Below are 23,242 nucleotides of genomic sequence, written 5' to 3'. Positions count from 1 at the left end.
TATGAAAGGCATTATTTTAGCTGGAGGTACAGGATCACGATTATACCCTATCACTAGGGTGACTAATAAACACTTGCTGCCTGTAGGACGTTATCCAATGATTTATCACTCAGTTTTTAAATTAAAAGAATGCGGGATTACAGACATTATTGTCGTAACAGGAAAAGAACATATGGGTAATGTAGTTAATTTCTTAGGGAGCGGAACAGATTTTGGAGTTTCATTTACTTATAGAGTACAAGAAAAAGCAGGAGGAATTGCACAGGCTTTAGGGTTATGTGAGACATTTATCGGTAATGATAGAATGCTTGTTATTCTAGGTGATAATATATTTTCTGATATATTACTTCATTATGTAAAAGGATATCAGAAGCAAAAAGAAGGAGCGAAAATTCTTTTGAAGGAAGTTGATGACCCAAAAAGATTCGGAGTTCCTGAAATACAGGGGGATTATATTGTAAATATAGAGGAAAAACCAAAGAATCCGAAAAGTCCTTATGCAGTAACAGGAATCTATATGTATGATGCAGATGTATTTGAGATGGTCAAAAAATTAAGTCCATCTAGCCGCGGAGAATTGGAAATAACGGACTTGAACAATGAATATATTAAGAGAGGTACTTTAACTTATGATGTATTAAAGGGCTGGTGGACTGATGCTGGAACCCATGATTCCCTCCATAGGGCAAATACGCTGGCAAAAGATTTATATTTTGGGAATGGATTTGACAGTACACCTTAAGAGTTTAGATATAAAAAGAAATGCATATTGTAATTATCCTGGAAGTGATATCTATTTCATAGGAAATAAATCCTGATATTGTTATACATTGTGTTGTTTATCCCGCACTAACGGGCAGTAAGATCCCCACCTCAAAGTTTAGTAAAAACAAAGAAGATAGGTGGGGGATCAACTGTCAGTACAAGCCCGATTGGTGAGGGCTAATAATCAGTGGGGATATACAAAACCCCCACTAATTTAAGTTTCACTTTATTTTTTAAATAAATTATGTTTACGATAGAATACAATTTTTATGCTTGAATAATATTCATCATTTCTTTTACCCTTTGACCAAATGTGTGCTGCTTTATCACTCGTTTTTGAGCTTTTTGAGCAATACCCTGCCTTTTTTCTTTGTTATTCATATAGGTAACGACTTTACATAGACAATCTTCATAATCCCGGTAAGATACCATTTCTTCTTCAGTAAAGAAAGAACGAAGGTTAGGTTTTTCCTCTATTAGTTGAAAAGCTCCACATGCCGCAATATCAAACGTTCGGTTATTAATGCTTTCGCTAATAATTCCAGATGCGTTTTGATTATGCAAGAAATTGTGGCTTCGATGAGGGTTTAATACAATGCTGGCTCCGTTGTAAAAATAGGAAACCACTTTTGGATTCATCCATGTATCTTTAATCGTAACTCTAGGGCTGTTTCTCCAGAGTTTTTGTAGTCTATTACGCCAGCCTTTCCCAACTAAGCAGATGTGATAGTTTGTATTTTGTAAGAGAAAATGGATGAGGTATATCCTTGTGGGATATGGATATCCTACAAGGAGTAAATCGCTTTTGTATGCGTGTCCCGCTAGTAGAGTTCTAAAAGTCGTAGAATCCGTTCCTAACGGTAAATGATAGGCATTTGGATGGACTAATTGATAGTGTTTTAAAGATCCTGTATCGATAGTAAAGATATAATCGAATCTATTAATCATTTGATAAGTCTTATCAAAATAATAAGGGTCCTCAGTCATCCAACATGCTAGCTTAATACCATTTTCTTTAAAATATTGAATAGCTTGTACAGAAAGATAGTCTCCTAATATAGTTAGAACCACTTGTGGTTGAAACGTGGCAACAATAGATTGCAGCTTTTCTATGGGTTCTAATGGATGAAAGGAGATCCATTCATAACCATTATCGTTTAGCCCAGCTTTCATACTGTGATCTAAATAATTGTAAATACCGTGATAACCAGAAGAAATATACAGTAACTTCATTATATATCACCAATTGTAACAATGATTTCTATTCTTCTGTTGTAATGATGCTTTCAACATTATTACAACTAATTTTTATAATGTTCGTCGCACTTGGAGATGGTAAATCTTCTTCTTCTAATGTAACTATGCCAGTCCAGTTATTAAAGTCTATAAGTTTGGCTGGTCCATAAACAAAACCAGATTTACCTACGACCGTTATAATAGTTCCAAGTGGTATGTTGGCAAACTGGCGACAAATGCTACTTTTACATAGTAAGAAAGCCATAGACAAATTCCCCTTTCTTTTTATCAATTAAGTTGATATTTAATAACACTTATAATATATGCAAATAGATAGATTTTGTGCGAAGAATGTTCCGATAAATACACCCTTTTATATCAATTTAAATATCTAATTTGAGTAATAAATGCCAGTTTAAAAATCCAGTAACCGACTGAAAACAGTAGGCCTCTTTTTATGTGTGTACTACGTTAAATATTCCATGTCATTATGGAATCAGCAATGAAATGAACAGAAGAAATTAAAATTGTACAGGATTCAGCTAGTACCGTATGGTTATAAACGGCATATATATGATGTTTAAAAAGTAAAATAAATAAAGAGATATGTTTATTTTGCTATTCGTGGAGTAAGTAATGAACCGATTAAAGTTGAGATTAGATGAGAAGAGTTATTTTTACTGATGGTACAGAATCACGTCTATATCCCACGACAAAAGTAATAAGGAATCATTTACTTTCTGGCAATCAATTAGCAATAGCATATTAAAATAACGAAGAGTATTAACCTATATATTTAATGGAGTGATGAAGTAGCAGAGAGGTTTATGACCCTCTTTGGCGTAGCAATGTACTCGCAAAAGAAATCCGATTCGGGAAGGAATTTGATGAAAAACCTGAATAATGGAGGTGATGGCGAAAATGAACGTAATTGAAACTTTATTCGAGAATGTACACATTGTAGAGCCAGACGTATATAAGGATCATAGGGGTTTTTTTAAAGAAAGCTATAATAAAAAAGTCTTTGAGCAATTACAAGTGCCGTATCAATTCGTTCAGGACAATATATCAAAATCGGTGGAAGCAGGAACAATAAGAGGCTTGCATTTTCAAACAAATCCTAAAGCTCAAACGAAGCTTGTACAGGTGATGAAAGGAGTTATATTTGATGTTATCGTGGATTTGCGAAAAGAATCCCCGACATATAAGAAATGGCAAGGATTTATATTAAGTGAATATAATCATCGGCAGTTGCTTGTACCAAAAGGATATGCACATGGTTTTTGTACATTAGTCCCTAACACAATTGTCATGTATAAGGTCGATGAACATTACGATTTTCAATCTGATAGCGGGATACGCTGGAATGATGAAGAGTTGCAAATTGATTGGCCGGTTAAGTATCCCGTTCTATCCGACAAAGACCAGGCATTGCCGTCTTTACAAGATGGTAATCATAATTTTCATTTTAGGGAGAAACGCACATGAATATTTTAGTAACAGGTGGGGCAGGTTTTATAGGCAGTAATTTTATAAGATTTCTAGTAAAGAAATATCCGCATTATAACATTATTAATTACGATGTATTGACTTATTGCGGAAATTTATTGAATTTAGAAGAGATAAAGGGTAGAAAGAATTACCGGTTTATTAAAGGCGATATTCAAAATAAAGAATTGCTTTATCATGTAATAGATCAATATGAAATTAACAGTATTATTAACTTTGCCGCAGAATCACATGTTGACCGCAGTATTGAAAATCCACAAATCTTTTATTCTACAAATATATTAGGAACAACTACATTGTTAGAAGTTGCTCTTGCAAATCAAATTGAAAAATTTATTCAAATTTCTACTGATGAAGTGTACGGTTCATTGGGGGAAACAGGAGTATTCACAGAGGATACGCCATTGAACCCTAACAGTCCTTACTCTTCTAGTAAAGCGAGTGCGGATTTGATTGCATTAGCTTACTGTAAAACGTATGGTTTACATGTAAATATTACACGATGTTCTAATAATTATGGTCCTTATCAATATCCGGAGAAATTGATTCCTCTTATGATTACAAATGCCTTGGAGAATAAACCTTTGCCTGTATACGGAACGGGTAGAAATATTCGAGATTGGCTCCATGTATATGATCATTGTACAGCGATTGATTTAGTACTCCATAAAGGGAAAAAAGGCGAGGTATATAATATCGGCGGAAATAATGAAAAGCGCAACATTGAAATTGTAGAGCTCATTCTTGAACAGCTAGGCGCCTCTAAAGATCAAATTACATTTGTAAAGGATCGGCTAGGACATGATTGGCGCTACGCTATTGATGCTGAAAAGATTAAAAAAGAGCTTGGATGGAAGCCAGTATATACGTTTGAAGCGGGCCTTCAGGAGGTTATTCAATGGTATAAACGGAATGAAACCTGGTGGAAGCCTCTAAAATACGGTACATCTTAGTAGAGGGAGAGAGTTATGAAGAAAGTAATAGCGATTACTGGGGCGAATGGACAATTAGGCAGGCAGTTTGCTGAAGATTTACATGATTTAGGTTATCGAGTTTGTGCTTTAAGCAGGGAAGATATGGACATAACGGATTTTTCAAAAGTCGAGCTCATTTTAAGAAAAATAAATCCTAACATTATTATTCATTGTGCTGCATACACAAAAGTAGATTTAGCTGAAACTGAAAGAGAGAAAGCATTTCTTGTAAATGCTTTTGGAACAAGAAATGTTGCTGTAGTAGCGGAGAAGTTGTCAGCTAAACTTGTTTATATTAGCACGGATTATGTATTCGATGGAAAAAAAGACACTGGCTATGATGAGTTTGATACTCCTAATCCAATAAACGTGTATGGAGCCTCAAAATATGCAGGAGAAAATTTTGTTAAGAATTTTCATTCACGTCACTTTATTGTGCGTACTTCTTGGCTTTACGGCAAGTATGGAAATAACTTTGTTGAAACGATGTTGAAGCTTGCTAAAAATCAACTTGGGATTAAAGTAGTGAATGACCAAACAGGATCTCCAACCCATGTAAAAGATTTAGTACAATGTGTGAAAGAATTGATGGAAACAGAATTATATGGAACGTATCACGCATCTAATGCCGGGGCTTGTACGTGGTATGAGTTTGCTAGGGAGATATTTTCTTTATGTAACATAAGTGTTAATACAACACCCATTACTACGAAGGGATTTGGCACGGGGGCTCCACGTCCAGCTTATTCGGTTTTAAATCCTTGTGCGTTACGATTGAATAGACTCAACTTACTGAAACCTTGGCAAGAGGGGGTGGGGGAATATTTGAAAGAAAGGGGAACGAATAGACTGTGAGGTTGTTATTTGCGTAGTTCCCCAAGTATGCTGCACTAAAAATAATGCCAACTTCTAATGAGAGTTTTAAGATTGAAGGACAATAAGTCTTCTAAATATAGAAGGAAAGATATGATCGCGATAGACTTAGTTATTTAATGAAACATCACATGGGGAAAACAGGGGAACGGATCTTTAGTATTACCTTGTTCCTAAAGATAAATATCCGTGTAAATTCCATTATTATAGATATAATTCGTATATTATAAATTTATCATTTTGATAACCAAAAGAAGCAGAGCACATAATTTAAAGAAGGGATTTAAAAGTGTGCAAAAAATCAGCATGGGAAATAAATCAAATTCTGAATTTATAGGAGAAGGTTAGATGAATAGTAAAAAAATAAGCTTTATATCTTGTGTCAATAATTTTGAAGAGTATAACACAGCTTTACATTATATTCATTCTCTGAAGATTCCTCCTAATTATGAAATTGAAACTATAGCTATTCAAAAAGCTTCTAGTATGACATCCGGATATAATGAAGCGATGAAAAAAAGTGATGCGAAGTATAAAGTTTATCTTCATCAGGATGCTTATATCCTAAATGAAAATTTTATATCCGATGTGATTACATTATTTGAGAAATATCCTAAGCTAGGAATACTTGGAGTATTAGGTGCAAAAACCTTACCAAATGGATATATAATACATAGTTTTCATATATATGGAATTATGTATCATACTCTAAAAGGTAAAGGTAACATAGAATTAACATCCGCTCGTAATGTAATAAATGATTATGAAAAAGTACTGGTTATTGATGGTGTAATCATGGTTACTCAGTACGATCTTGTTTGGAGGGAAGATTTATTTCAAGGTTGGCATTTCTATGATGCTTCCCAAAGCTTAGAGTTTATAAAAGCTGGCTATGAAGTGGGGGTTGTTAAACAAGAAAGCCCATGGTGTTTTCATGATACTGGTATTATAGACTGGACTGGTTATGAGGAAAATAGGAACATATTTGTTCAAAATTATAGAGATTATATCATTTAAACACAAAATGAACATTCATTCTTTGAATGTATTAGGAATTGCGCAGGAGAAATGAATTAATGAGGTGTATTGTGATGAAGTAGTATTGTATATTTGGGAGCTTAGAACGATTGATAATCATAAGAATAGGTATAATTTTATATAGAATTTCACATAAAGGAGAGTGTATTGTGTATACAGAATCAGTAAGAGAAATGTATGTTGAGTTACTAAAGAAGACAATTTTGTTTGAGTTTTGGCAAGAACATGAACAAGATCTTCTTTCAGGGTTGTGGAATCATCGGATAACGACCATAGATCCTGAAAAACATAGAATGGGAGAAACATGGCCACAAATCGCTCATAGCATGATTGGGCGTATGCGTATGGATAATTTACAAATGTGTATGGAAACTGTTTTAAAAGAAAATATAGAAGGAGATTTCATTGAAACAGGTGTGTGGCGAGGAGGCGCCTGTATCTTTATGAGCGGCTTCTTAAAGGTTCATGAAATTGATAACCGCAAGGTATGGTTGGCAGACTCATTTCAGGGGTTACCAGCTCCAAATACAACAAAGTATCCAAAGGATAAAGGAGATATTTTATATACAATTGATTATTTACGTGTATCCTTGGAGGAAGTGCAAAATAATTTTCGGAAATATGATTTACTTAATGAAAATGTTAAGTTTCTAAAGGGATGGTTTAAGGATACCTTACCCACTGCTCCAATTGAAAAATTAGCAATTTTACGACTTGATGGTGATCTTTATGAATCTACAATGGATAGTCTATCAAATTTATATGATAAAGTATCGAATGGTGGCTTTATTATTATTGATGATTACAATTTACCCACATGCGAATCAGCTGTTACAGATTTTCGCAGGGAGCGTGATATTAAGGAGCCACTTATCCGAATTGACAATAACTCAGCATATTGGAGGAAATAGAAAAGCTAATTTATTTCAATAAGAAATGTTGATGTGATTATGAATTTCATTTTCTTTTTTAGTAGAACCAATTGTGTTTCTTAACAGCTGTAATTAAAGAACGGATGAAAAAAGATCGAAATATTATAACGTTAATCAGAGAAGTCTATAGTGAAAAACTATAACTTAGTGGGGGAACCAAAGTAGGTTTTGACTACGCTAGTCGTTTCCTGCCTCCAGTTGTTTGATTTCGAAGAAGAAATTGTTACCTAAATCCCTGAAACATTTAGGCACCCATCCTCCTGAGAATTTTTCAACCATTTACTTATCAGATTTGGGCTGAGTTCGTGTCGCCTCGGCATCACAGTTTTATTGCCTAGTTCAATTGCTTCGTGTACTAATAGTTTTGTGCTTTCACCTTTGTATCATAGTTGACTACCTTAAGTATAAAATCACTCTCAGTAGAGGTATTTCAATTCATTAGGGGGACTAAATAGATTTGAAATTAAAAGAATAGTGTTTGGCTCTTTAGGATAAATAACTCATAATTTTTACTTTGAAGCATATTATGTTCTTGGGTCTATACGTTTTTATAGAATAAAAGAGGGAAAACGGGAAAGAGGTGTTCTATATGGGGAATTTTATTGAAGCGTTTCATAAACATTACTATGATAGCTTAGTATGGCTCACAAGTACACAATGGTTAGGAGTTCCTGTTGCAAAATGTCCTTTAGATTTATTTTTATATCAGGAAATGATTTATGGAATTAAGCCCGATTTTATTATTGAATGTGGAACATATAATGGAGGAAGTGCATTGTTTTTTTCATCAATGTTGGATTTAATTGACAAGGGGAAAGTTCTTTCCATTGATATAGCACCTCAGCCCAATCTTCCCACTCATCCGCGACTAACTTATTTGCAAGCATCCTCAACATCTCCTGAAGCGATAGAAAAAGTACAAAGCATGATTAAACCTGGAGATGTAGTAATAGCAGTGTTAGACTCCGATCACAGCAAAGATCATGTGCTTAATGAATTGAGATTATATAATAAATTCGTTACAACAGGAAGCTATTTAGTTGTAGAGGATACGAATATAAACGGTCATCCTGTACTACCAGATTGGGGACCCGGGCCAATGGAAGCAGTAACAGAATTTTTGAAAGAAAATAATGATTTTGTCATAGATGAAAGTAAACATAAGTTCTTTGTAACCTTTCATCCTAAAGGATTTTTATACAAGATAAGATGAGAAATACAGTAGAAGTATGTAGCTGCTAACAATAAAAATTTCATCTTACAAACTAGCTAGAATTTTTCTCGAAGTAAGTTGTTAAAAGTAAATTGAGGCGCTTATATGTATAAAAAATCTATAATTTTTGAGAAGAGGAATAGGGGAATATTGCGAATCATCCTCTATTCTTCTTTAAACATGAAAAATGAATTAGATAAAAACATCCATGCGTTTGTAGTCATATCCCTAGTTTAGAATTTGTGAAAGTTGGATATAAAGTGGGTGTTCCTAAACAAAAAAGTCCTTGGTGTTTTCATGCTATTGGCGCCATAAAAATGAATTGCTATGAAAAGAATACAAACATTTTTATTGAAAATTACATTATACAAAATGAAGGATACAAGCTCTGGCTTGAAATTTGGTGGAATTTAGAATGTTGCAATGAATCCTGTAATAGTCTTTACAAAGATTCAATATGTTTAACTATATTAATGGAATGATGAATGTTAGAAGAAGCTACTTGTTAAACAGTCTTAAAAGTTAAGGATTTGAATACCCCGTTATTATAGGAATAAACATAATTCTATATAGAATGTCAAATGAAGGAGAGGATATTATGCATACAGAGCAAGGAAGAGAAATGTATATTGAACTGTTAAAGAAGGTAATCTTGTTTGAAATTTGGCAAGAACATGAACAAGATCTTATGATTGGGGGAGGGGCAGATCCTGAAAAAAAGAGAATGGGAGAAATCTGGCCGAAATTTGCACACAGTATGATTGGTCGTATGCGTATGGATAATTTACAGATGTGTATGGAAACTGTTTTAAAAGAAAATATAGAGGGGGATTTCATTGAAACAGGTGTGTGGAGAGGAGGCGCCTGTATGTTTATGCGAGGTTTTTTAAAGGCTTATGGAATTGAAGACCGAAAGGTATGGTTGGCGGACTCATTTCAGGGGTTACCAGCTCCAAATACAATAAATTATCCAAAGGATAAAGGAGACGTTTTATATACAGTTGATTACTTACGTGTATCCTTGGAGGAAGTGCAGAATAATTTTCGAAAATATGACTTGCTTGATGAAAATGTTAAGTTTCTAAAGGGATGGTTTAAGGATACTTTACCCGCTGCTCCAATTGAAAAATTAGCAATTTTACGACTTGATGGTGACCTTTATGAATCGACAATGGATAGCTTGATAAATTTATATGATAAGGTATCAAAGGGTGGCTTTATTATCATTGATGATTATATATTGCTTACCTGTGAACCAGCAGTTACGGATTTTCGTAGAGAACGTAATATTAAAGAGCCGCTTATTCGAATTGACAATCACGCGGTATATTGGCGGAAACAAAAAGACTAATTAAATAAAAATTTCTCATGGGTTATAAATTTTATTGTACCGGCTTCTTACTCAAATATTAAGCATATGATATTATTCGTTATCATATAATGATTTTTTAGCTTATCCACTTTGTCCCCTAGAATAAATTAATTCATAACTTTTTTATTAAGCATACCATGTTAATATACTATATATATTTGTGTGTCTAAAAAAATAGAAGAGTGGTGTTCTATATGGGGAATTTCATTGAGGCGTTTCATAGGCATTACTATAATAGCCTAGTATGGAACCATAGCACAAAATGGTTAGGGGTTCCGATTCAAAAATTGCCTTCAGATTTATTTTTATATCAGGAAATAATTTATGGAATTAAGCCTGACCTTATTATTGAATGTGGGACACACAGTGGAGGAAGTGCGTTATTTTTTTCATCAATGCTGGACTTAATTCAAAAAGGGAAAATTATTTCCATTGATATAGCACCTCAACCTAATCTGCCTATTCATCCACGATTAACTTATTTGCAAGCATCTTCAACATCCCCTGAAGCGATAGAAAAAGTCCAAAGTATGATTAATCCTGGAAACGTAGTAATGGCAGTGTTAGACTCGGATCACAGCAAAAATCATGTGCTTGATGAATTAAGACTATATAGCAAATTCGTTACAACAGGAAGTTATTTAGTTGTAGAGGATACAAATATAAATGGTCATCCTGTATTACCGCATTGGGGACCAGGACCAATGGAAGCACTAGAGGAATTTTTGAGGGAGAATAATGAGTTTGTCATAGATGAAAGTAAGCATAAATTCTTTGTAACCTTTCACCCTAAAGGATTTTTATACAAGATAAGGTGAGGAATGTCGTATCTTAAAAACTGTTTGGAATTAGTTTTTGAAAAATCAGTTTTTTGTTGCGGAGTAAGGACTTTTATTTACACGAGAGTAAAAAGATGTATATAAACTTATATGGAAATCACATGTTTTTAATCAACCGAAAGGAAGTTAATGCATATTTTAAAGAGGAGGACTTAAAAATATGAAGAAGAAAAAGTAACTATAATTTTTAGACTAATAGGGGAAAAATTAATGAATAATAAAAAAGTGTGTTTCATATCTTGTGTGAATAATTATGATGAGTACAATACGGCTTTACGGTATATTCAATCCCTTAAGATTCCTAATGGCTATGAGATAGAAACAATAGCTATTGAAAATGCAGTTAGCCTTACATCTGGATATAATGAGGCAATGAAAAAAAGTGATGCAAAGTATAAGGTTTACATTCATCAGGATACTTATATTTTAAATAAAGACTTTCTATACGATATCATTACATTATTTGAAAAAAAACCAAAATTAGGAGCGGCCGGAGTATTAGGGGCGAAAGGGATACCAGGTATTTCTGGTGTGTGGCCACGTAGATTAACATATGGAGGGTTATATCACGCCCCTACCAAGGGTGCAATGGAGCTGATATGGTTTTATAATGTAAAGAATGAATATGAAAGAGTGTTAGCTGTCGATGGTTTCATTATGTTTACTCAGTACGATCTCTTATGGAGAGAAGATGTATTTCAAGGATGGCATTTTTATGATATTTCCCAAAGTTTAGAGTTTGTTAAAGCGGGATATGAAGTAGGCGTCGTTAAACAAACACGTCCTTGGTGTCTTCATGATAGTGGTATTATAAGTTTGGAAGGCTATGAGGAAAATAGAAACATCTTTCTTCAATATTATGATACGGATATTAGGAATAATCAGTGGCGTTTATTTTGGAATGTATAGTTTGGTGAACGGGCTGCTGCAATGAAGATATTTCTAACGGTATTTATGAACAGGGAATATGGTTTAAGAGGAATACGGGTTTTCTAAATTATTGAGATATAAATGATTCATAGAAGAAAGCTTGTAATACAAAACAATTCATTTTTAGATTAATAAATATAAATTATTTTTTGCAAATAGGTAGAATAGTAATTATTCTACCTTATTTTTATAGGGGAAAACTTTGAGATATCAAGGGGTATTTCGTGAGAGAAAGTTATGTAGTATTTATATGTAATTAAAATCATATCTGATAATTAGAATGTTTTTCTTTATGCCCCAGTGACTGTAATAAAGGTATTCGATAATAGAAAATATAGGGGTTTGCAACTGAGATTATTGTATTAGTTTCAAATAAAAATATTTGTTTTTATCATAATTATGCCCCAAGGAAGGAGCGTATTGAAATATCATGAAAGAAGATTATGGATATGGGAATTCTTATGATCATCCTCTAAATTCTTCTCAAAGTAATTTCAATGCAATTTCACAAAATAAATTTAAAGATCTTATCATCATATTTGTATCTTCTGAATATGATGTCCCATATTGGCCATTAGAAAGAGGGATTATCGATAGTCTAAAAAAGGCTGTTAGGGAATTACATGTAGTATCACCAAAGCAGGATTTAGTGCGAGTGGCACAAAAAATAAAACCAGATCTTATACTTGTTTTTAGTGGATTTAAGTTGCCTTTTTATCAAGTAGAAATGCTAAAGAACGTTGGTATAAAAACAGCTGTCTGGATGACGGATGATCCCTATGTGATAGATCAAAGTAAAAAAATCGCGCTTAATTATGATTTTGTTTTTACACAAGAAATCAATTGTATTTCTTTTTATAAATCGATAGGTTGTCAAAATGTTCATCATTTACCTCTTGCTGCAGACACTAACGTATTTCATCCGAAAGATATTGATGAGAAATATAAAACAGATATTTTGTTTATCGGGGTTGCATTTTCAAATCGTGTAACATTTTTTGATGAAATTGCAGGCTATTTGGCAAGTAAAAATACGCTAATTTCTGGCGTCGGATGGAACAGTTTACAGAATTATCATTTGCTGCAGCAAAGAATCAATGCAAATCATTGGCTGTCTCCTGAAGAAACCGCAAGCTATTACAATGGGGCAAAAATTGTGCTCAACATACATCGTTCGCACGATGACCCAACTATTAATAAGAATCGCGAAAGGATAGAAGCCTTATCTCTTAATCCTCGAACATTCGAAGTATCTGCTTGTGGGGCGTTTCAATTAACTGATATTCGTTCAGATTTAAGTAAGTTTTATCAACCTGGCTATGATATTGAAACATATTGTACACCTCAGGAGTGTATACAAAAGATAGAATATTATTTAAGTAATGAAGAAGAAAGAAAAATGATAGCGGCAAGGGCTTTAAACAGAGTTCAAAATGAACATACTTTTTCACATAGAATCTTAGATTTACTTGGCATAGTTTTTCCTGAAAAAGATCGGGAAGAAGAATAGTAGTATGTATGATTATATAAAGAAGTATTATAGATAAGAACATCCATGAGGCTTTTTATTGTTGAATTTTAGAATAAAAAGAAAGCAATGTATAGAAGATTCTCTATACATTGCTATTTTTTTAGAGAGTGAATGTTATTCAATCTCTAAGAAAGCGTAAGTGACAGCTACCACCGAAGCAGCAACAAGACCAGTAGATTGGATAAGTTGAATTTGAACTACGTCACCAGCGTTTAATGGCACATCAGGAACACGGATTGTTCCTCTTAGTAATGGAAGGGCAACGACACCTGGAATAGTTGCTGTCGTTGCTAGAGGGATTGTAGCAATAGGCTGTGGCGTATTAGTGCCAATTCCGCCTGGGAATCTCACTATTTGGGCAATGAGGCCGCCGCCAAGTATACCCGCAACAGCGCCAATCAATGAAAGTCCAGCAGTGATATCGAATAGACCAGATGTAGTTACTCCTACACCAGTAAAAGGATTTGCTGGGAGTGTGATGGATCCTGCGAAACCTGGAGGAACAGGAGTTGCTGCTGTTACAGGAATTGTGGTTGGAAGAGGAGGTAAGAATCTATCAAAAGCGATTGGAGCTCTGTTAGTTCCTCCTAGTAGTATTAGGCCTGCCACGTCTACTAACGCAATAGTTTGAAACGTACCACCGTCCTGAACTGCAAAAGCACCATCTTCACCAGCACGACTAGGGAAAGGAACAGTGATAGGTCCCGGAGTAGGACATGAAACAGCATCCGGAGACCGGAAAGCATGATGATTTGATCCACAATGATTAAACATATATTCACCTTCTTTTCTTTTAGAGTACATTATATTTAATGCAAGTAGGTATAAAGTTGAAATGGACAAATTCCTATTTTTTTGTGAATAGTGGAGATGTCTAATGTGTTTTAATCTGAAAATTCGAACTCCAAATGACAAAGATAATTTATTCAACTATTTGTGAGTAATAACTATCGGTAAAAGGCCGACTGGTCGGACTGACCATTAGTAGGAATGAAAGTTTCACTGTATTAAAATGTTATCTTTTTTTCTGTTTATTATATAATTACGATAATATTAGAGGAGAAGAGTCGTTATTTCAATGATAATAGTGTAGCAAAGTGTTATATTTTAAGGTTTATAACATTAGAAAATATGATAGGTGAGTTCATAAATAATCTATATTTTAGAAGGTATATGAAACTGTATATTATGTCTGTATACAAAAAAAGAACGCAAATTTCCGTACCCGCTGAATATACATCTAACAGTAAGAGTTTGTAAGAACAGGAGGGAAAGGATTTGAAGCGGAAACCAAGCAAAAAAAAAGATAAGCGGTCGATCATATATATTTCACAACCTACATTTGATGAGGCTAAATTGAATATGCAAAAGACATTTGTTATAAAGCCGGAAAAACAAGTGGAATCTGAACGGGAAGAGGAAATAGACACTAAGGAAGAAAGAATAAATATAAAGAAAGAATCGGATGTGAAAGCAGAGGATGAAGTTATTGAAAAAGTAAAGCAAGAGGCACTAAAGATAAAGGAAGAAGTGGATGTGAAAGCAAAGGCTAAAGTCATTGAAGAAGTAAAGGAAGAGGCAATAAACATAAAGGAAGAAGCGGATGTGAAAGCAGAAGCTGAAGTCATTGAAGAAGTAAAGGAAGAGGCAATAAACATAAAGGAAGAAGCGAATGTGAAAGCAAAGGCTAAAGTCATTGAAGAAGTAAAGGAAGAGGCAATAAACATAAAGGAAGAAGCGGAAATTACTCAAGAACTGCAAGGGGAGGAGAATTCACCAGAAACAGAGGTAATAGCTGCAAAAGAGAATAAAGAATTTGAAAGGGCAGCGTTGAATGAGGGAAAAGGTAAGGAAATAAACTCACCTAGAGGAGTACGAAAAAGAAAGTCCTTTAAAGATATGAATAATGAAGAAAAACTCTATTTTTTAATACAAAAACCTAAGTATATTCCGAAAGTGAAATGTCAAATTAAAACAGTAAAAGAAAATTTAACTGGATACGTACTTTCTTATGAAGAAGGATATGTAGCAATCAAAATGATGGAGAAAACAAAAGAAATTAAAGTTAAATTCGAAGATATCGTTCACATTAAAATGATGGGTTTATAGAAACAAATAAATATAGAAAGGTGACAGACACTCTGCCACCTCATAGTTTTTGGGGTTTACAATAAAGTTACACTCTACTAACGAAAGTGTCACGGAAACATTGAATTGCACAGAAGCATCGTAAGTCAACTGTAATACAGAAGTTAGTAGATGCTAGACCAAAGAATTCTGTTGTAAGTCTAGGAGCAACTCCTGAACCTCCTCCAGTATCTCGGAAAGTAATACCGTTTTGATATTTACAAATTAAAGCTCTTGCGATTGCTTGGAAATCAGCCTGTGTTGATGGAAGCCCTGCCACTGGTAAGAATAGTGATAATTCTCTAACGAGATCATCTAAAGCAGCAGCGGTAAGATTGGATACATCTGGTATTAATACTCTAAGAACCGCACAACAATCGCCATCTACACTTTCAACGCGTAAAAATGGAGATGGAATAGGAATAGGCAACTCAAAAGCATCAGCATTTACAGACGCTGTATTAATAACGTTAAAGCAGCCTGCTGGTAAGAAAATGCCTCCTTTTTTATCAAATATTGCGAAAGGTCGGGTATTAGCGATTGGAGAAGTACCACCACAGTTTGCACCTAGAATCGGATTTTCGCAACCAGTCGGGCAACTATCAAGTTGTACGTCTTGTAGTTCGTTGATAAAATTCACGACGTCGCATACACAATTGACATCGGAACAGTGCTTTTTGTCATCATGGCAACTCATTCTATACACTCCTTATCATTAAGTTTTGATTTACATTAATAGAATATTGAAGAGGGGGTAAATCGGTTACTCCTCTTACAGAGTTTTTTTTATCTGGGTAGAAGTAATGAAAAGGTAGGAGAGGGAAATGTTATTTACAAGTTGGCTTGTGTTCTTTATTTTTGCATGTGCTGCCTTCCGGTTAACGCGGCTTATTGTATTTGATAAAATTACATCATTTTTACGGGCACCTTTTATTGAAGAGGTACAAATTACAGAACCTGATGGAAATATTTCTACCTATATGAAAATTAAAGGAACAGGATTGAGAAAATGGATAGGGGAATTGTTAAGTTGTTATTGGTGTACAGGGATATGGGCGAGTGCATTTTTATTGTTATGTCATAAGTGGATTCCAAAAGTAATGGAGCCGATTATATTATTATTAGCGGTTGCGGGTGTCGCAGCAATTATTGAGACGATTGTTAGTCGATTGATAGAAGAATAAGAAATAAGGGAACGAAACAGAGGGATTGTTCATATAGTAAATCGAGCGTAAAAAATAGAGGAGATGTTTGCGATGACAAATTATCAGCAACCGAATCCGAATAATAACCTTCAATATTGGTATCAAGTGCAGCAACAGATGAAGAATCAACAAGCACAACAACAACTGCAGCAGCATCAGCTATTAGAACAACAAGGATATGTGAAAAAGAAAAACTGTAATTGTAGCGGAAAGAAACAAATCTTGTCAGATCAGCAAGGTCAAGGTTAAGTAAACACTCATGTTATCGTGAGTGTTTTTGTTTTGTGCACAGCTAGTTAATGATAACTGTACTAGCAAAATTTTTTATTCTTCACATATGATGTGATGTAGTTGGAAGAGAATGAGTGAAGGAGATGAAGTTGAAAAGAGTGTTAACAACATTTTAAACGCTAAGGGACATTTGTAATGTTGTTTTTATAGGATATTCATGGAGAAGAGATTTGTACTTAAATCTTAAATATTTGGAACATGTGTCCGTGGAAGATTGTGAGTGATTAGAGAGTAGGAAATCTCAATCAGCAGTTTGGAATATATACATCACGTAAACATTGAATACCGCAGAAACAAGTTAAATCAAGAGTGATGTAAGAAGAGGTTGCATGTAATACAGCATCTGGTCTAGTTAAATATGTACAAATAGGGTTTAAATTAGCGTCTTCTCCCCGATTTGTGACAACAATCAATGGTTGAAGTACAGCGTAGCAAGAGTCGTCTATATTTTCGACGCGAAAAATGGCTGATTTACAGTTTGTAGTTATACTAGGTACATATGCTTCGAAAGGATTTCCGGATTTTGTGAACAAAACGAAAGGGCGTGTGTTTGCGGTTTTTGCCTCATAATGGGGATCGAGGAAGGGAATGTCATAATATAAGGAAGGAGTAGTTGATGCACATTCTTGTAATTCATGTATAAATGAAACAACGTTACATACACAACCTGCATCATAATCTGAATTATGTGTATTGTTACAGTTACAGCCCATATGATTCACTCCTTACTTTTTAAGTTTATTCTATATAGAATATGAGTCGAGAAGAGTCGATATTACGAGAGACAAAGCTGATTTCTTTTAGCTGGGCCCCGGTATTGTTTGGGAAAGATACAAAAAAACAGCGCCATATGATGTTAAGGCGCTGACTTCTTCGGCAAATCTTTTCGAGCAATATATAAAAATCTCGATATATCTAATTTTTTTCCTCTAAAAAATTGCGGGGAGGAAATATACAGTTCTTCTTTTGCGCGTGTGATGGCGACATACATTAACCGTCTTTCCTCTTCTAATGCTTCAGAAGTATCTGTCACACGGTCATTTGCATCTTTTAAAGAAGAAGAATGAGGCAGTATGCCATCACTTGCTCCGAGTAAAAAGACACATGGAAACTCAAGGCCCTTTGCATTATGGATAGACATAAGGGAAACAGCATCTTTCTCTTGCATTGTTTTTAATGCTTCCATTTCTTTTTGGCTTTGAATCGCCGTACTAACAAATTCTAAATAAGCAGGGATATCAGTAAATCGAGTTGCTGATTCCATAAGTTCTTCGAGCATTTCTTCTTGTATATCTTTATGCATCGTAAAGGAAGAACGATCATTACTTTGTAAGTATTCTAAGTATTTACCTTTACCCTTAATAATTTCTTTTAATGCTTTCTTTGGTTCCAATTCTTTAATAAATTTAATGAAGTCAATCCGGTCGTTTATTTTTTTGACTTGAAATGGTTTTAAACTTGGGTTGAGCAATAAAAAATGCAGGAGGGAAGGGAATCTTCCTTCGCCGTATTTCCACTGTTCACGTTCAATAAATGAAATGCATTCATCGCGGCCAATATACATGGTTGGTAATATGCTTGAGAGCGATTCGATTCGAAACGGTTCATATGCGAGGCGCAGATGATCGAGTACGGGTTTAATTAAAGAATGTTCATAGAACGATTGACTTGCGCCGTGTTTAATAAATGGAACTTTATGAATCGTCAGTTGGTCAAGTAAAGAACGGCTGACAGAATGTGTACGGTATAATAAGCAAAAGTCTTTGTATGATCGTTCGCCGCTCGCTACTTTATCTTGAATGAGTTGCAGGATTTGATTTGCCTCATCAAGAGTAGTTGCAGGCCGTGCGTAAAATGGCTGCACTCCTTCTTCATGAACAGAATATAATTCTTTTTTAAAACGTTCTTGATTCAGTTTAATGACTTCATTTCCAAGTCCAACGATAAATGGATTCGAACGATAATTTGTATTTAAAGCAATTATGGTTGTATCTTCAAACTCTTTTGGGAATGATAAGATAATTTGATGGCTTGCGCCGCGCCAGCCATAGATTGCTTGATCGTCATCGCCCGCGATAAATAAATTATTTCGCGGCGAAGCTAACAGTTTTACAATCTCATATTGTGCATAAGACGTATCTTGAAATTCATCGACTTCAATGTAGTGGAACCTATTTTGTAATTGCGTTAATAAAGGTGCGTTATTTTCAAGCATGTAGAATGTTTCTAGTAAGATATCATCAAAGTCTATATACCCATATCTTTTTTTTACATCTTCATAGCGTTCATATACTTCGCGGAACTCTTGTTCAATGGGTGTTTTTGCTTGTACATCTTTTGGTCGATTTAATTTGTTTTTTTCGAGCGAAATCATGGCGAGCATTGTTTCTGCATCGTAATCGTCTTTTAAACGCAATTCTTTCAAGATTTTCTTTATCATAATTTGTTTATGTTTTTCATTTGCTAAAATCTGCTGGTTGTATCCTTGGCTACGAAGTAATTTTAAAAAGACAGAATGGAATGTGCCTGCGACAACATATTGGCTTGCCACGCGGTTCATACCAGGTAAGCTTGCTACGCGGCTTCGAATTTCTTCAGCAGCTTTTTGTGTAAACGTAAGCAGTAAAATATTGCGTGGATGAACATTTTTTACATTGATTAAATAGCCAACACGCGTTGTTAAAACAGATGTTTTTCCGCTACCAGCTCCGGCTAGTGTAAGAACGGGACCTTCTGTTGTTCGCACTGCTTCTAATTGTTTTTCATTTAAATAAACGCCTTGCCGCTCTAAAGCACGAAAATAATTGACATCGTTATCCTTCTCTACAATTAAATTGACAGAGGTTTTCGGAATATGATAGGTTGCCTGCGGAACGCTAGCGTGTGTTAATGATTTTTGCGAAAATTTTTCTTGAGTCATACATTCACCTTCAAAACTATAGCATCAACTTTTAACTTTAGCGGAAGAAAAAGAAAATAGCAATGTAAAAAACAGGAGGGGGTTACCTCCTGTTTTGAAAATCATAACTCTTTTATCATCACAACATGCGGTATATCCGCCTCCATAAATACATTAGAAACAGTTTCATATCCGAGTTTTTTATAGAAGGATTCCGCATGTGTTTGCGCATGAAGTTTCAATTTTGGTAGCGACTCTTCTTTTGCATATGCTTCGAGCGCGTCCATAATGATTTTTCCGACTCCCTTTTTGCGATGAGAAGCGAGAACACATATACGTTCCATTTTCCCAATGCCATCCACGATGCGAAAGCGACCTGCTCCGACTGGAATATCCTCATCATATATAACAACGTGTTTGGAGATTTCTTCAAATTGATCGTATTCTTCTTCAGCGGACACATGCTGTTCTTCAACAAAGACTTGTTTACGTACAGAGAATGCATCTCTTAGTTGTTCGTCTGTTTGTACGATTTGTGCTTGCAAATTAGTTGTTCCCCTTTCCAAGATGGAATGTTTCATGTACTGTCCATGTTTCATTTTCTAATTGATATAGAAGGTGGAAACGGTCGATTGGTTGTTCATAATAAAAGTCTTTCATACGTAAGCGACCTAATACATCCGCATGCTCTGCATCTGATAAGTTTTGTCCAATTGTTAAATGTGGTACGAAAGCATACTCACGCTCTTGTGTGAAGAGTCCTTTATGCATTTCTTCGTTTAAGAATGTAAGTTCAGGTGTTTTTTCTACTTTGAAATAAATAACATTATTAACAGGTGCAAATGAGCTTACCTTTCCAACATGAAGGGTAAACGGATTTGTTTTGTTTGCGATTGTATGTAGTTCTTGTACAATCGATTCTAATTGTTCATCTGGTGCCTCAAAGGGTGTTTTTAATGTAATATGTGGTGGAACTAATGCATAATGCGGATCATAACGCTTACGCAATCCGTTCGCTTTATCTTGAATCATTTTTGATGGAAAAATTACAATGCCTAGTTTCATCTTTATATTCCTCCCTTTGTAAGTCTAGTTAGATTTTGAGAAAATAAATCTCTTTTTTTATTATATCAAAGAATTCTGAATACTGCTTCCTATTATTTCATTGATAGAATATACGAGAATGCTTTTGGTAAATCTGTTTGCCAATATTTCCACGTATGATTTCCTTCAAATTCTTCGTAATGTGTGATGAATTTTCTTTCTGTAAGTAATGCATGCAGTTCACGATTTGGCTCTACAAAGTCAGAAACTTGTCCATCCGTTCTTTTTACAGCAGTTTCTTCTGTCCCAATTACATGATAAATTTCCAATGCTTGCGGTTCTGTAAAATCTTTTGCAAGGCTAAGTACGGTTTCATCGACAAATGGAGATTGCATAACAACTTTGCCAAATGTATGCGGATACATAAGTGCTGTCATAAAGGACACTGTACCGCCTAGAGAATCACCGATTAATACACGACCTTTGCCCATTTGGTATGTTGGATAATTTTCATCGATATATGGAACGAGTTCGTGGGCAAGGAAACGAATATAGGCGCTGTTTTTCACATCGTTTGGAAAGTATTTTTCTTTACGATCATGTACATTTTTATATGGAATACCGACAATAATTGTTCGGTCAATTTCTTCATTTTCACGAAGACGTTCAATTACACGGTGCGCTTTACCAAGTTGAAAATAGTCTCTTCCGTCTTGTGCAATGACAACTGTGTGCTTATGAAGCGGCGTATAATTAACTGGTAAATAGACGAGAAGTGTAACCTCTTCTTGAAGCGATGTACTGTAAAATGAAAGTTCTTCGATTCTCCCGATTGCTTGATTCATGTGTGATCCCCCTAATAAAAATATGCTTTAGTTGCTCTGTGAGGGTGGCGCAAATAGCAAAAATGAACGGACATATCTACTACCCGTGCTTCTCATTTTATATTTTACCATAATGGTAGGAAGAATCTAAAAAATTAGTATTTATAAATCTTTCTTTTTAGGTAGGAGAAGAACTGCCAGTAAACGTCCGAGTGGTGGGGGCTAATAATCAGTGGGGGTGGGGAAAAACTATTGATTAAAGTTTCACTTTATATGTTGAAAGATTAAATTGGGTTTATATATAATGAAGTGGGGATTTTTACAGGGAGAGGGGTAAAACAACTTTGAAACAAGAAAAATCAATTGCACTACCGTTAGCAGTTTCCATTATAGCCATTTCATTTGCAGCTGTTTTTGTAAAGATGTCCTCAGCGCCATCTTCAATTTTAAGTATGTATCGGTTATGGATTATTGTAATCTTGATGCTTCCAATCGTTTGGAAAAAACGTAAAGAGTTTCGCAGAATTCAAACGCGAGATTGGTATTTTCTAATAGGATCAGGATTCTTTTTAGCACTGCATTTTCTCTTATGGTTTGCATCTTTAAAGTTTACAACTGTTGCTAGCTCCACCATTATTTTAGCGCTCCAGCCAATTGTATCGTTAGTTGGAGGTTTTTTTCTGTTTAAAGAAAGAACGACTTATTCAGCGATTGCCACAATGGGGATTGCCATCCTTGGCGTAATGTGTATTGGATGGGGAGATTTAGGGTTAAGTAAGCAGGCAGTAATTGGAGATATCTTATCCTTTTTAAGTGTAATTGCAGTTGTTGGCTATTTATTCATTGGGCAAACAACTGTAAAAAAAGTTTCGCACTGGATTTATAGTTTTACCGTGTTTGCGTTTGCGGGAATATTTATCGCTATTTATAACGTAGTCATGAGTGTGCCGTTTACAGGATATTCTACATGGGACTGGTGGATTTTTATTTTGCTTGCGATTGTACCAACTGCTTCACATATGATTAATAACTGGCTATTAAATTATGTGAATGCGACAACAATTTCAATGAGTATTTTAGGAGAGCCTGTTGGAGCGTCAATATTGGCATTCTTCTTACTAGGTGAAAAGCTGAATGGTATGCAAGTTATTGGCAGCGTTCTCGTATTATGCGGTGTGTTTATTTTCTTGTTGCAGCAGCAAAAACGTGTGCAGAAAGAACCAGTTCAAAGTGCAGCATGTACGCAAGAACTGTAGTGTGTTTATAGATGATTAGTAGGCTGTTAGGGGGAATCCTAACAGCTTTTTTCGATATAAAAACCTTTCTTTTTGGGTGGGAGAGAGGATCTGTCCGTGTATAGAAGCGGTCAGCGCCTTTTTTAGCCCCATGTCAAGTGGAATCAAAGAGAGAAAACGAGTGGAAATCTCCTTTTTGTTGAGTACAAATAAAATTGTTACATTTACAATCAAGATGTTTAAAAACGTCAGTCATGCTATTCCATTAAAGGGCCAGATTGTGGAAAATCAATTTGAAGATGATGAAAATATTTTGTTTGAATGGGAAGTATTACACTTAAACCAATAGTGCAGATTAATTGAGGAAGAATGGATTCCAGAAGATCGTCCATTAGAGTCGATTTT

At 34.8% G+C, this 23,242-nt stretch carries 26 protein-coding genes; 17 read left to right on the top strand and 9 right to left on the bottom strand.

Annotation, left to right across the window (positions count from 1 at the left end):
• Position 1: 1 nt before the first annotated feature.
• Positions 2-742 (top strand): sugar phosphate nucleotidyltransferase, encoded by a 741-nt coding sequence (locus KFD70_RS21690; RefSeq protein WP_336453955.1) that lies wholly within the window; start codon positions 2-4, stop codon positions 740-742.
• Between the two features lie 290 nt (positions 743-1,032).
• Here KFD70_RS21690 and KFD70_RS21685 read toward each other — a convergent pair whose 3' ends face one another.
• Positions 1,033-1,998 (bottom strand): CgeB family protein, encoded by a 966-nt coding sequence (locus tag KFD70_RS21685; RefSeq protein WP_336453956.1) that lies wholly within the window; start codon positions 1,996-1,998, stop codon positions 1,033-1,035.
• 28 nt (positions 1,999-2,026) lie between these two features.
• On the bottom strand, positions 2,027-2,266 hold the full coding sequence (locus KFD70_RS21680) for a CGEA protein (RefSeq protein ID WP_174099359.1): 240 nt from the start codon (positions 2,264-2,266) through the stop codon (positions 2,027-2,029).
• A 656-nt stretch (positions 2,267-2,922) separates the two neighbouring features.
• Between KFD70_RS21680 and rfbC the strand changes: the two genes are divergently transcribed.
• The 11 genes from rfbC (at position 2,923) to KFD70_RS21625 (ending at position 13,191) form a co-directional block, all read left to right on the top strand.
• Positions 2,923-3,489: a dTDP-4-dehydrorhamnose 3,5-epimerase gene (gene rfbC / locus KFD70_RS21675; RefSeq protein WP_431613328.1), complete on the top strand. Its 567-nt coding sequence runs from the start codon at positions 2,923-2,925 to the stop codon at positions 3,487-3,489.
• Positions 3,486-4,463 (top strand): dTDP-glucose 4,6-dehydratase, encoded by a 978-nt coding sequence (gene rfbB, locus KFD70_RS21670; RefSeq protein WP_431613327.1) that lies wholly within the window; start codon positions 3,486-3,488, stop codon positions 4,461-4,463. The genes rfbC and rfbB overlap by 4 nt, the downstream gene beginning before the upstream one ends.
• A 15-nt stretch (positions 4,464-4,478) precedes the next feature.
• Positions 4,479-5,339, top strand: coding sequence for a dTDP-4-dehydrorhamnose reductase (gene rfbD, locus KFD70_RS21665; RefSeq protein WP_431613326.1), 861 nt, complete (start codon positions 4,479-4,481; stop codon positions 5,337-5,339).
• A gap of 366 nt (positions 5,340-5,705) precedes the next feature.
• The gene (locus tag KFD70_RS21660) at positions 5,706-6,374 is read left to right on the top strand and encodes a glycosyltransferase family protein (RefSeq protein WP_431613325.1); all 669 of its coding nucleotides are present in this window, start codon (positions 5,706-5,708) and stop codon (positions 6,372-6,374) included.
• A 194-nt stretch (positions 6,375-6,568) separates the two neighbouring features.
• Positions 6,569-7,306, top strand: a complete 738-nt coding sequence (locus KFD70_RS21655) for a TylF/MycF family methyltransferase (protein ID WP_431613339.1) — start codon at positions 6,569-6,571, stop codon at positions 7,304-7,306.
• A 610-nt stretch (positions 7,307-7,916) separates the two neighbouring features.
• Complete coding sequence (locus KFD70_RS21650) at positions 7,917-8,540, top strand: CmcI family methyltransferase (protein WP_431613324.1); 624 nt, start codon at positions 7,917-7,919, stop codon at positions 8,538-8,540.
• A gap of 242 nt (positions 8,541-8,782) precedes the next feature.
• Positions 8,783-9,022 (top strand): glycosyltransferase, encoded by a 240-nt coding sequence (locus KFD70_RS21645; protein ID WP_431613323.1) that lies wholly within the window; start codon positions 8,783-8,785, stop codon positions 9,020-9,022.
• Between the two features lie 116 nt (positions 9,023-9,138).
• Entirely contained in the window at positions 9,139-9,891 is a 753-nt protein-coding gene (locus KFD70_RS21640; protein ID WP_431613322.1) for a TylF/MycF family methyltransferase, read from the top strand.
• Between the two features lie 215 nt (positions 9,892-10,106).
• Complete coding sequence (locus tag KFD70_RS21635; RefSeq protein WP_431613321.1) at positions 10,107-10,730, top strand: cephalosporin hydroxylase family protein; 624 nt, start codon at positions 10,107-10,109, stop codon at positions 10,728-10,730.
• A 231-nt stretch (positions 10,731-10,961) separates the two neighbouring features.
• On the top strand, positions 10,962-11,660 hold the full coding sequence (locus KFD70_RS21630; protein ID WP_431613320.1) for a glycosyltransferase family protein: 699 nt from the start codon (positions 10,962-10,964) through the stop codon (positions 11,658-11,660).
• Between the two features lie 451 nt (positions 11,661-12,111).
• On the top strand, positions 12,112-13,191 hold the full coding sequence (locus tag KFD70_RS21625) for a CgeB family protein (RefSeq protein ID WP_431613319.1): 1,080 nt from the start codon (positions 12,112-12,114) through the stop codon (positions 13,189-13,191).
• A gap of 135 nt (positions 13,192-13,326) precedes the next feature.
• Here the strand turns inward: KFD70_RS21625 and KFD70_RS21620 are convergent, their stop codons facing one another.
• Positions 13,327-13,986: a hypothetical protein gene (locus KFD70_RS21620; RefSeq protein WP_336453966.1), complete on the bottom strand. Its 660-nt coding sequence runs from the start codon at positions 13,984-13,986 to the stop codon at positions 13,327-13,329.
• Positions 13,987-14,490: 504 nt separating this feature from the next.
• Here KFD70_RS21620 and KFD70_RS21615 point away from each other — a divergent pair.
• Positions 14,491-15,321: a CotO family spore coat protein gene (locus tag KFD70_RS21615; RefSeq protein ID WP_431613318.1), complete on the top strand. Its 831-nt coding sequence runs from the start codon at positions 14,491-14,493 to the stop codon at positions 15,319-15,321.
• Between the two features lie 67 nt (positions 15,322-15,388).
• Here the strand turns inward: KFD70_RS21615 and KFD70_RS21610 are convergent, their stop codons facing one another.
• Positions 15,389-16,036, bottom strand: a complete 648-nt coding sequence (locus KFD70_RS21610) for a CotY/CotZ family spore coat protein (RefSeq protein ID WP_431613317.1) — start codon at positions 16,034-16,036, stop codon at positions 15,389-15,391.
• A gap of 127 nt (positions 16,037-16,163) precedes the next feature.
• On the opposite strand from KFD70_RS21610, the gene KFD70_RS21605 reads away from it, so the two are divergent.
• Together KFD70_RS21605 and KFD70_RS21600 are read left to right on the top strand one after the other, a co-directional pair.
• Entirely contained in the window at positions 16,164-16,523 is a 360-nt protein-coding gene (locus KFD70_RS21605; RefSeq protein WP_336453969.1) for a DUF1360 domain-containing protein, read from the top strand.
• A gap of 63 nt (positions 16,524-16,586) precedes the next feature.
• Positions 16,587-16,793, top strand: a complete 207-nt coding sequence (locus KFD70_RS21600; protein WP_336453970.1) for a cytochrome C oxidase subunit III — start codon at positions 16,587-16,589, stop codon at positions 16,791-16,793.
• A 287-nt stretch (positions 16,794-17,080) separates the two neighbouring features.
• Here KFD70_RS21600 and KFD70_RS21595 read toward each other — a convergent pair whose 3' ends face one another.
• From KFD70_RS21595 to KFD70_RS21575, 5 genes are all read right to left on the bottom strand, one after another.
• Entirely contained in the window at positions 17,081-17,548 is a 468-nt protein-coding gene (locus tag KFD70_RS21595; RefSeq protein ID WP_336453971.1) for a CotY/CotZ family spore coat protein, read from the bottom strand.
• A gap of 143 nt (positions 17,549-17,691) precedes the next feature.
• Positions 17,692-19,755 carry an ATP-dependent helicase gene (locus KFD70_RS21590; RefSeq protein ID WP_336453972.1) on the bottom strand — a complete coding sequence of 688 codons (2,064 nt, stop codon included), beginning with the start codon at positions 19,753-19,755 and terminating at the stop codon, positions 17,692-17,694.
• A gap of 101 nt (positions 19,756-19,856) precedes the next feature.
• Positions 19,857-20,279: a GNAT family N-acetyltransferase gene (locus tag KFD70_RS21585; RefSeq protein WP_336453973.1), complete on the bottom strand. Its 423-nt coding sequence runs from the start codon at positions 20,277-20,279 to the stop codon at positions 19,857-19,859.
• Position 20,280: 1 nt separating this feature from the next.
• Positions 20,281-20,799: a YjcG family protein gene (locus tag KFD70_RS21580; RefSeq protein ID WP_336453974.1), complete on the bottom strand. Its 519-nt coding sequence runs from the start codon at positions 20,797-20,799 to the stop codon at positions 20,281-20,283.
• A gap of 92 nt (positions 20,800-20,891) precedes the next feature.
• Positions 20,892-21,623, bottom strand: a complete 732-nt coding sequence (locus KFD70_RS21575) for an alpha/beta hydrolase (protein WP_336453975.1) — start codon at positions 21,621-21,623, stop codon at positions 20,892-20,894.
• 323 nt (positions 21,624-21,946) lie between these two features.
• Here KFD70_RS21575 and KFD70_RS21570 point away from each other — a divergent pair, with 323 nt between their 5' ends.
• Both KFD70_RS21570 and KFD70_RS21565 read left to right on the top strand, forming a co-directional pair.
• Positions 21,947-22,858, top strand: coding sequence for a DMT family transporter (locus KFD70_RS21570; protein ID WP_431613316.1), 912 nt, complete (start codon positions 21,947-21,949; stop codon positions 22,856-22,858).
• A 160-nt stretch (positions 22,859-23,018) separates the two neighbouring features.
• The gene (locus tag KFD70_RS21565; protein ID WP_336453977.1) at positions 23,019-23,186 is read left to right on the top strand and encodes a hypothetical protein; all 168 of its coding nucleotides are present in this window, start codon (positions 23,019-23,021) and stop codon (positions 23,184-23,186) included.
• Positions 23,187-23,242 lie beyond the last annotated feature (56 nt).

This window comes from Bacillus pfraonensis (genome assembly GCF_050768835.1).
In the GTDB taxonomy this organism is placed as follows: domain Bacteria; phylum Bacillota; class Bacilli; order Bacillales; family Bacillaceae_G; genus Bacillus_A; species Bacillus_A pfraonensis.
Note: the sequence above shows the minus strand (reverse complement) of the source record. Positions and strands in the feature narration are given on the sequence as shown.

Excerpts from the sequence above, each read along its gene's own strand:
- KFD70_RS21590 (WP_336453972.1), bottom strand. The coding sequence starts at position 19,755 with ATGACTCAAGAAAAATTTTCGCAAAAATCATTAACACACGCTAGCGTT.
- KFD70_RS21640 (WP_431613322.1), top strand. The coding sequence starts at position 9,139 with ATGCATACAGAGCAAGGAAGAGAAATGTATATTGAACTGTTAAAGAAG.
- KFD70_RS21680 (WP_174099359.1), bottom strand. The coding sequence starts at position 2,266 with ATGGCTTTCTTACTATGTAAAAGTAGCATTTGTCGCCAGTTTGCCAAC.
- KFD70_RS21575 (WP_336453975.1), bottom strand. The coding sequence starts at position 21,623 with ATGAATCAAGCAATCGGGAGAATCGAAGAACTTTCATTTTACAGTACA.
- KFD70_RS21660 (WP_431613325.1), top strand. The coding sequence starts at position 5,706 with ATGAATAGTAAAAAAATAAGCTTTATATCTTGTGTCAATAATTTTGAA.
- KFD70_RS21685 (WP_336453956.1), bottom strand. The coding sequence starts at position 1,998 with ATGAAGTTACTGTATATTTCTTCTGGTTATCACGGTATTTACAATTAT.
- KFD70_RS21620 (WP_336453966.1), bottom strand. The coding sequence starts at position 13,986 with ATGTTTAATCATTGTGGATCAAATCATCATGCTTTCCGGTCTCCGGAT.
- KFD70_RS21605 (WP_336453969.1), top strand. The coding sequence starts at position 16,164 with ATGTTATTTACAAGTTGGCTTGTGTTCTTTATTTTTGCATGTGCTGCC.
- rfbB (WP_431613327.1), top strand. The coding sequence starts at position 3,486 with ATGAATATTTTAGTAACAGGTGGGGCAGGTTTTATAGGCAGTAATTTT.
- KFD70_RS21610 (WP_431613317.1), bottom strand. The coding sequence starts at position 16,036 with ATGAGTTGCCATGATGACAAAAAGCACTGTTCCGATGTCAATTGTGTA.
- rfbD (WP_431613326.1), top strand. The coding sequence starts at position 4,479 with ATGAAGAAAGTAATAGCGATTACTGGGGCGAATGGACAATTAGGCAGG.
- KFD70_RS21690 (WP_336453955.1), top strand. The coding sequence starts at position 2 with ATGAAAGGCATTATTTTAGCTGGAGGTACAGGATCACGATTATACCCT.
- rfbC (WP_431613328.1), top strand. The coding sequence starts at position 2,923 with ATGAACGTAATTGAAACTTTATTCGAGAATGTACACATTGTAGAGCCA.
- KFD70_RS21625 (WP_431613319.1), top strand. The coding sequence starts at position 12,112 with ATGAAAGAAGATTATGGATATGGGAATTCTTATGATCATCCTCTAAAT.
- KFD70_RS21650 (WP_431613324.1), top strand. The coding sequence starts at position 7,917 with ATGGGGAATTTTATTGAAGCGTTTCATAAACATTACTATGATAGCTTA.
- KFD70_RS21655 (WP_431613339.1), top strand. The coding sequence starts at position 6,569 with ATGTATGTTGAGTTACTAAAGAAGACAATTTTGTTTGAGTTTTGGCAA.
- KFD70_RS21595 (WP_336453971.1), bottom strand. The coding sequence starts at position 17,548 with ATGGGCTGTAACTGTAACAATACACATAATTCAGATTATGATGCAGGT.
- KFD70_RS21635 (WP_431613321.1), top strand. The coding sequence starts at position 10,107 with ATGGGGAATTTCATTGAGGCGTTTCATAGGCATTACTATAATAGCCTA.
- KFD70_RS21630 (WP_431613320.1), top strand. The coding sequence starts at position 10,962 with ATGAATAATAAAAAAGTGTGTTTCATATCTTGTGTGAATAATTATGAT.
- KFD70_RS21580 (WP_336453974.1), bottom strand. The coding sequence starts at position 20,799 with ATGAAACTAGGCATTGTAATTTTTCCATCAAAAATGATTCAAGATAAA.
- KFD70_RS21600 (WP_336453970.1), top strand. The coding sequence starts at position 16,587 with ATGTTTGCGATGACAAATTATCAGCAACCGAATCCGAATAATAACCTT.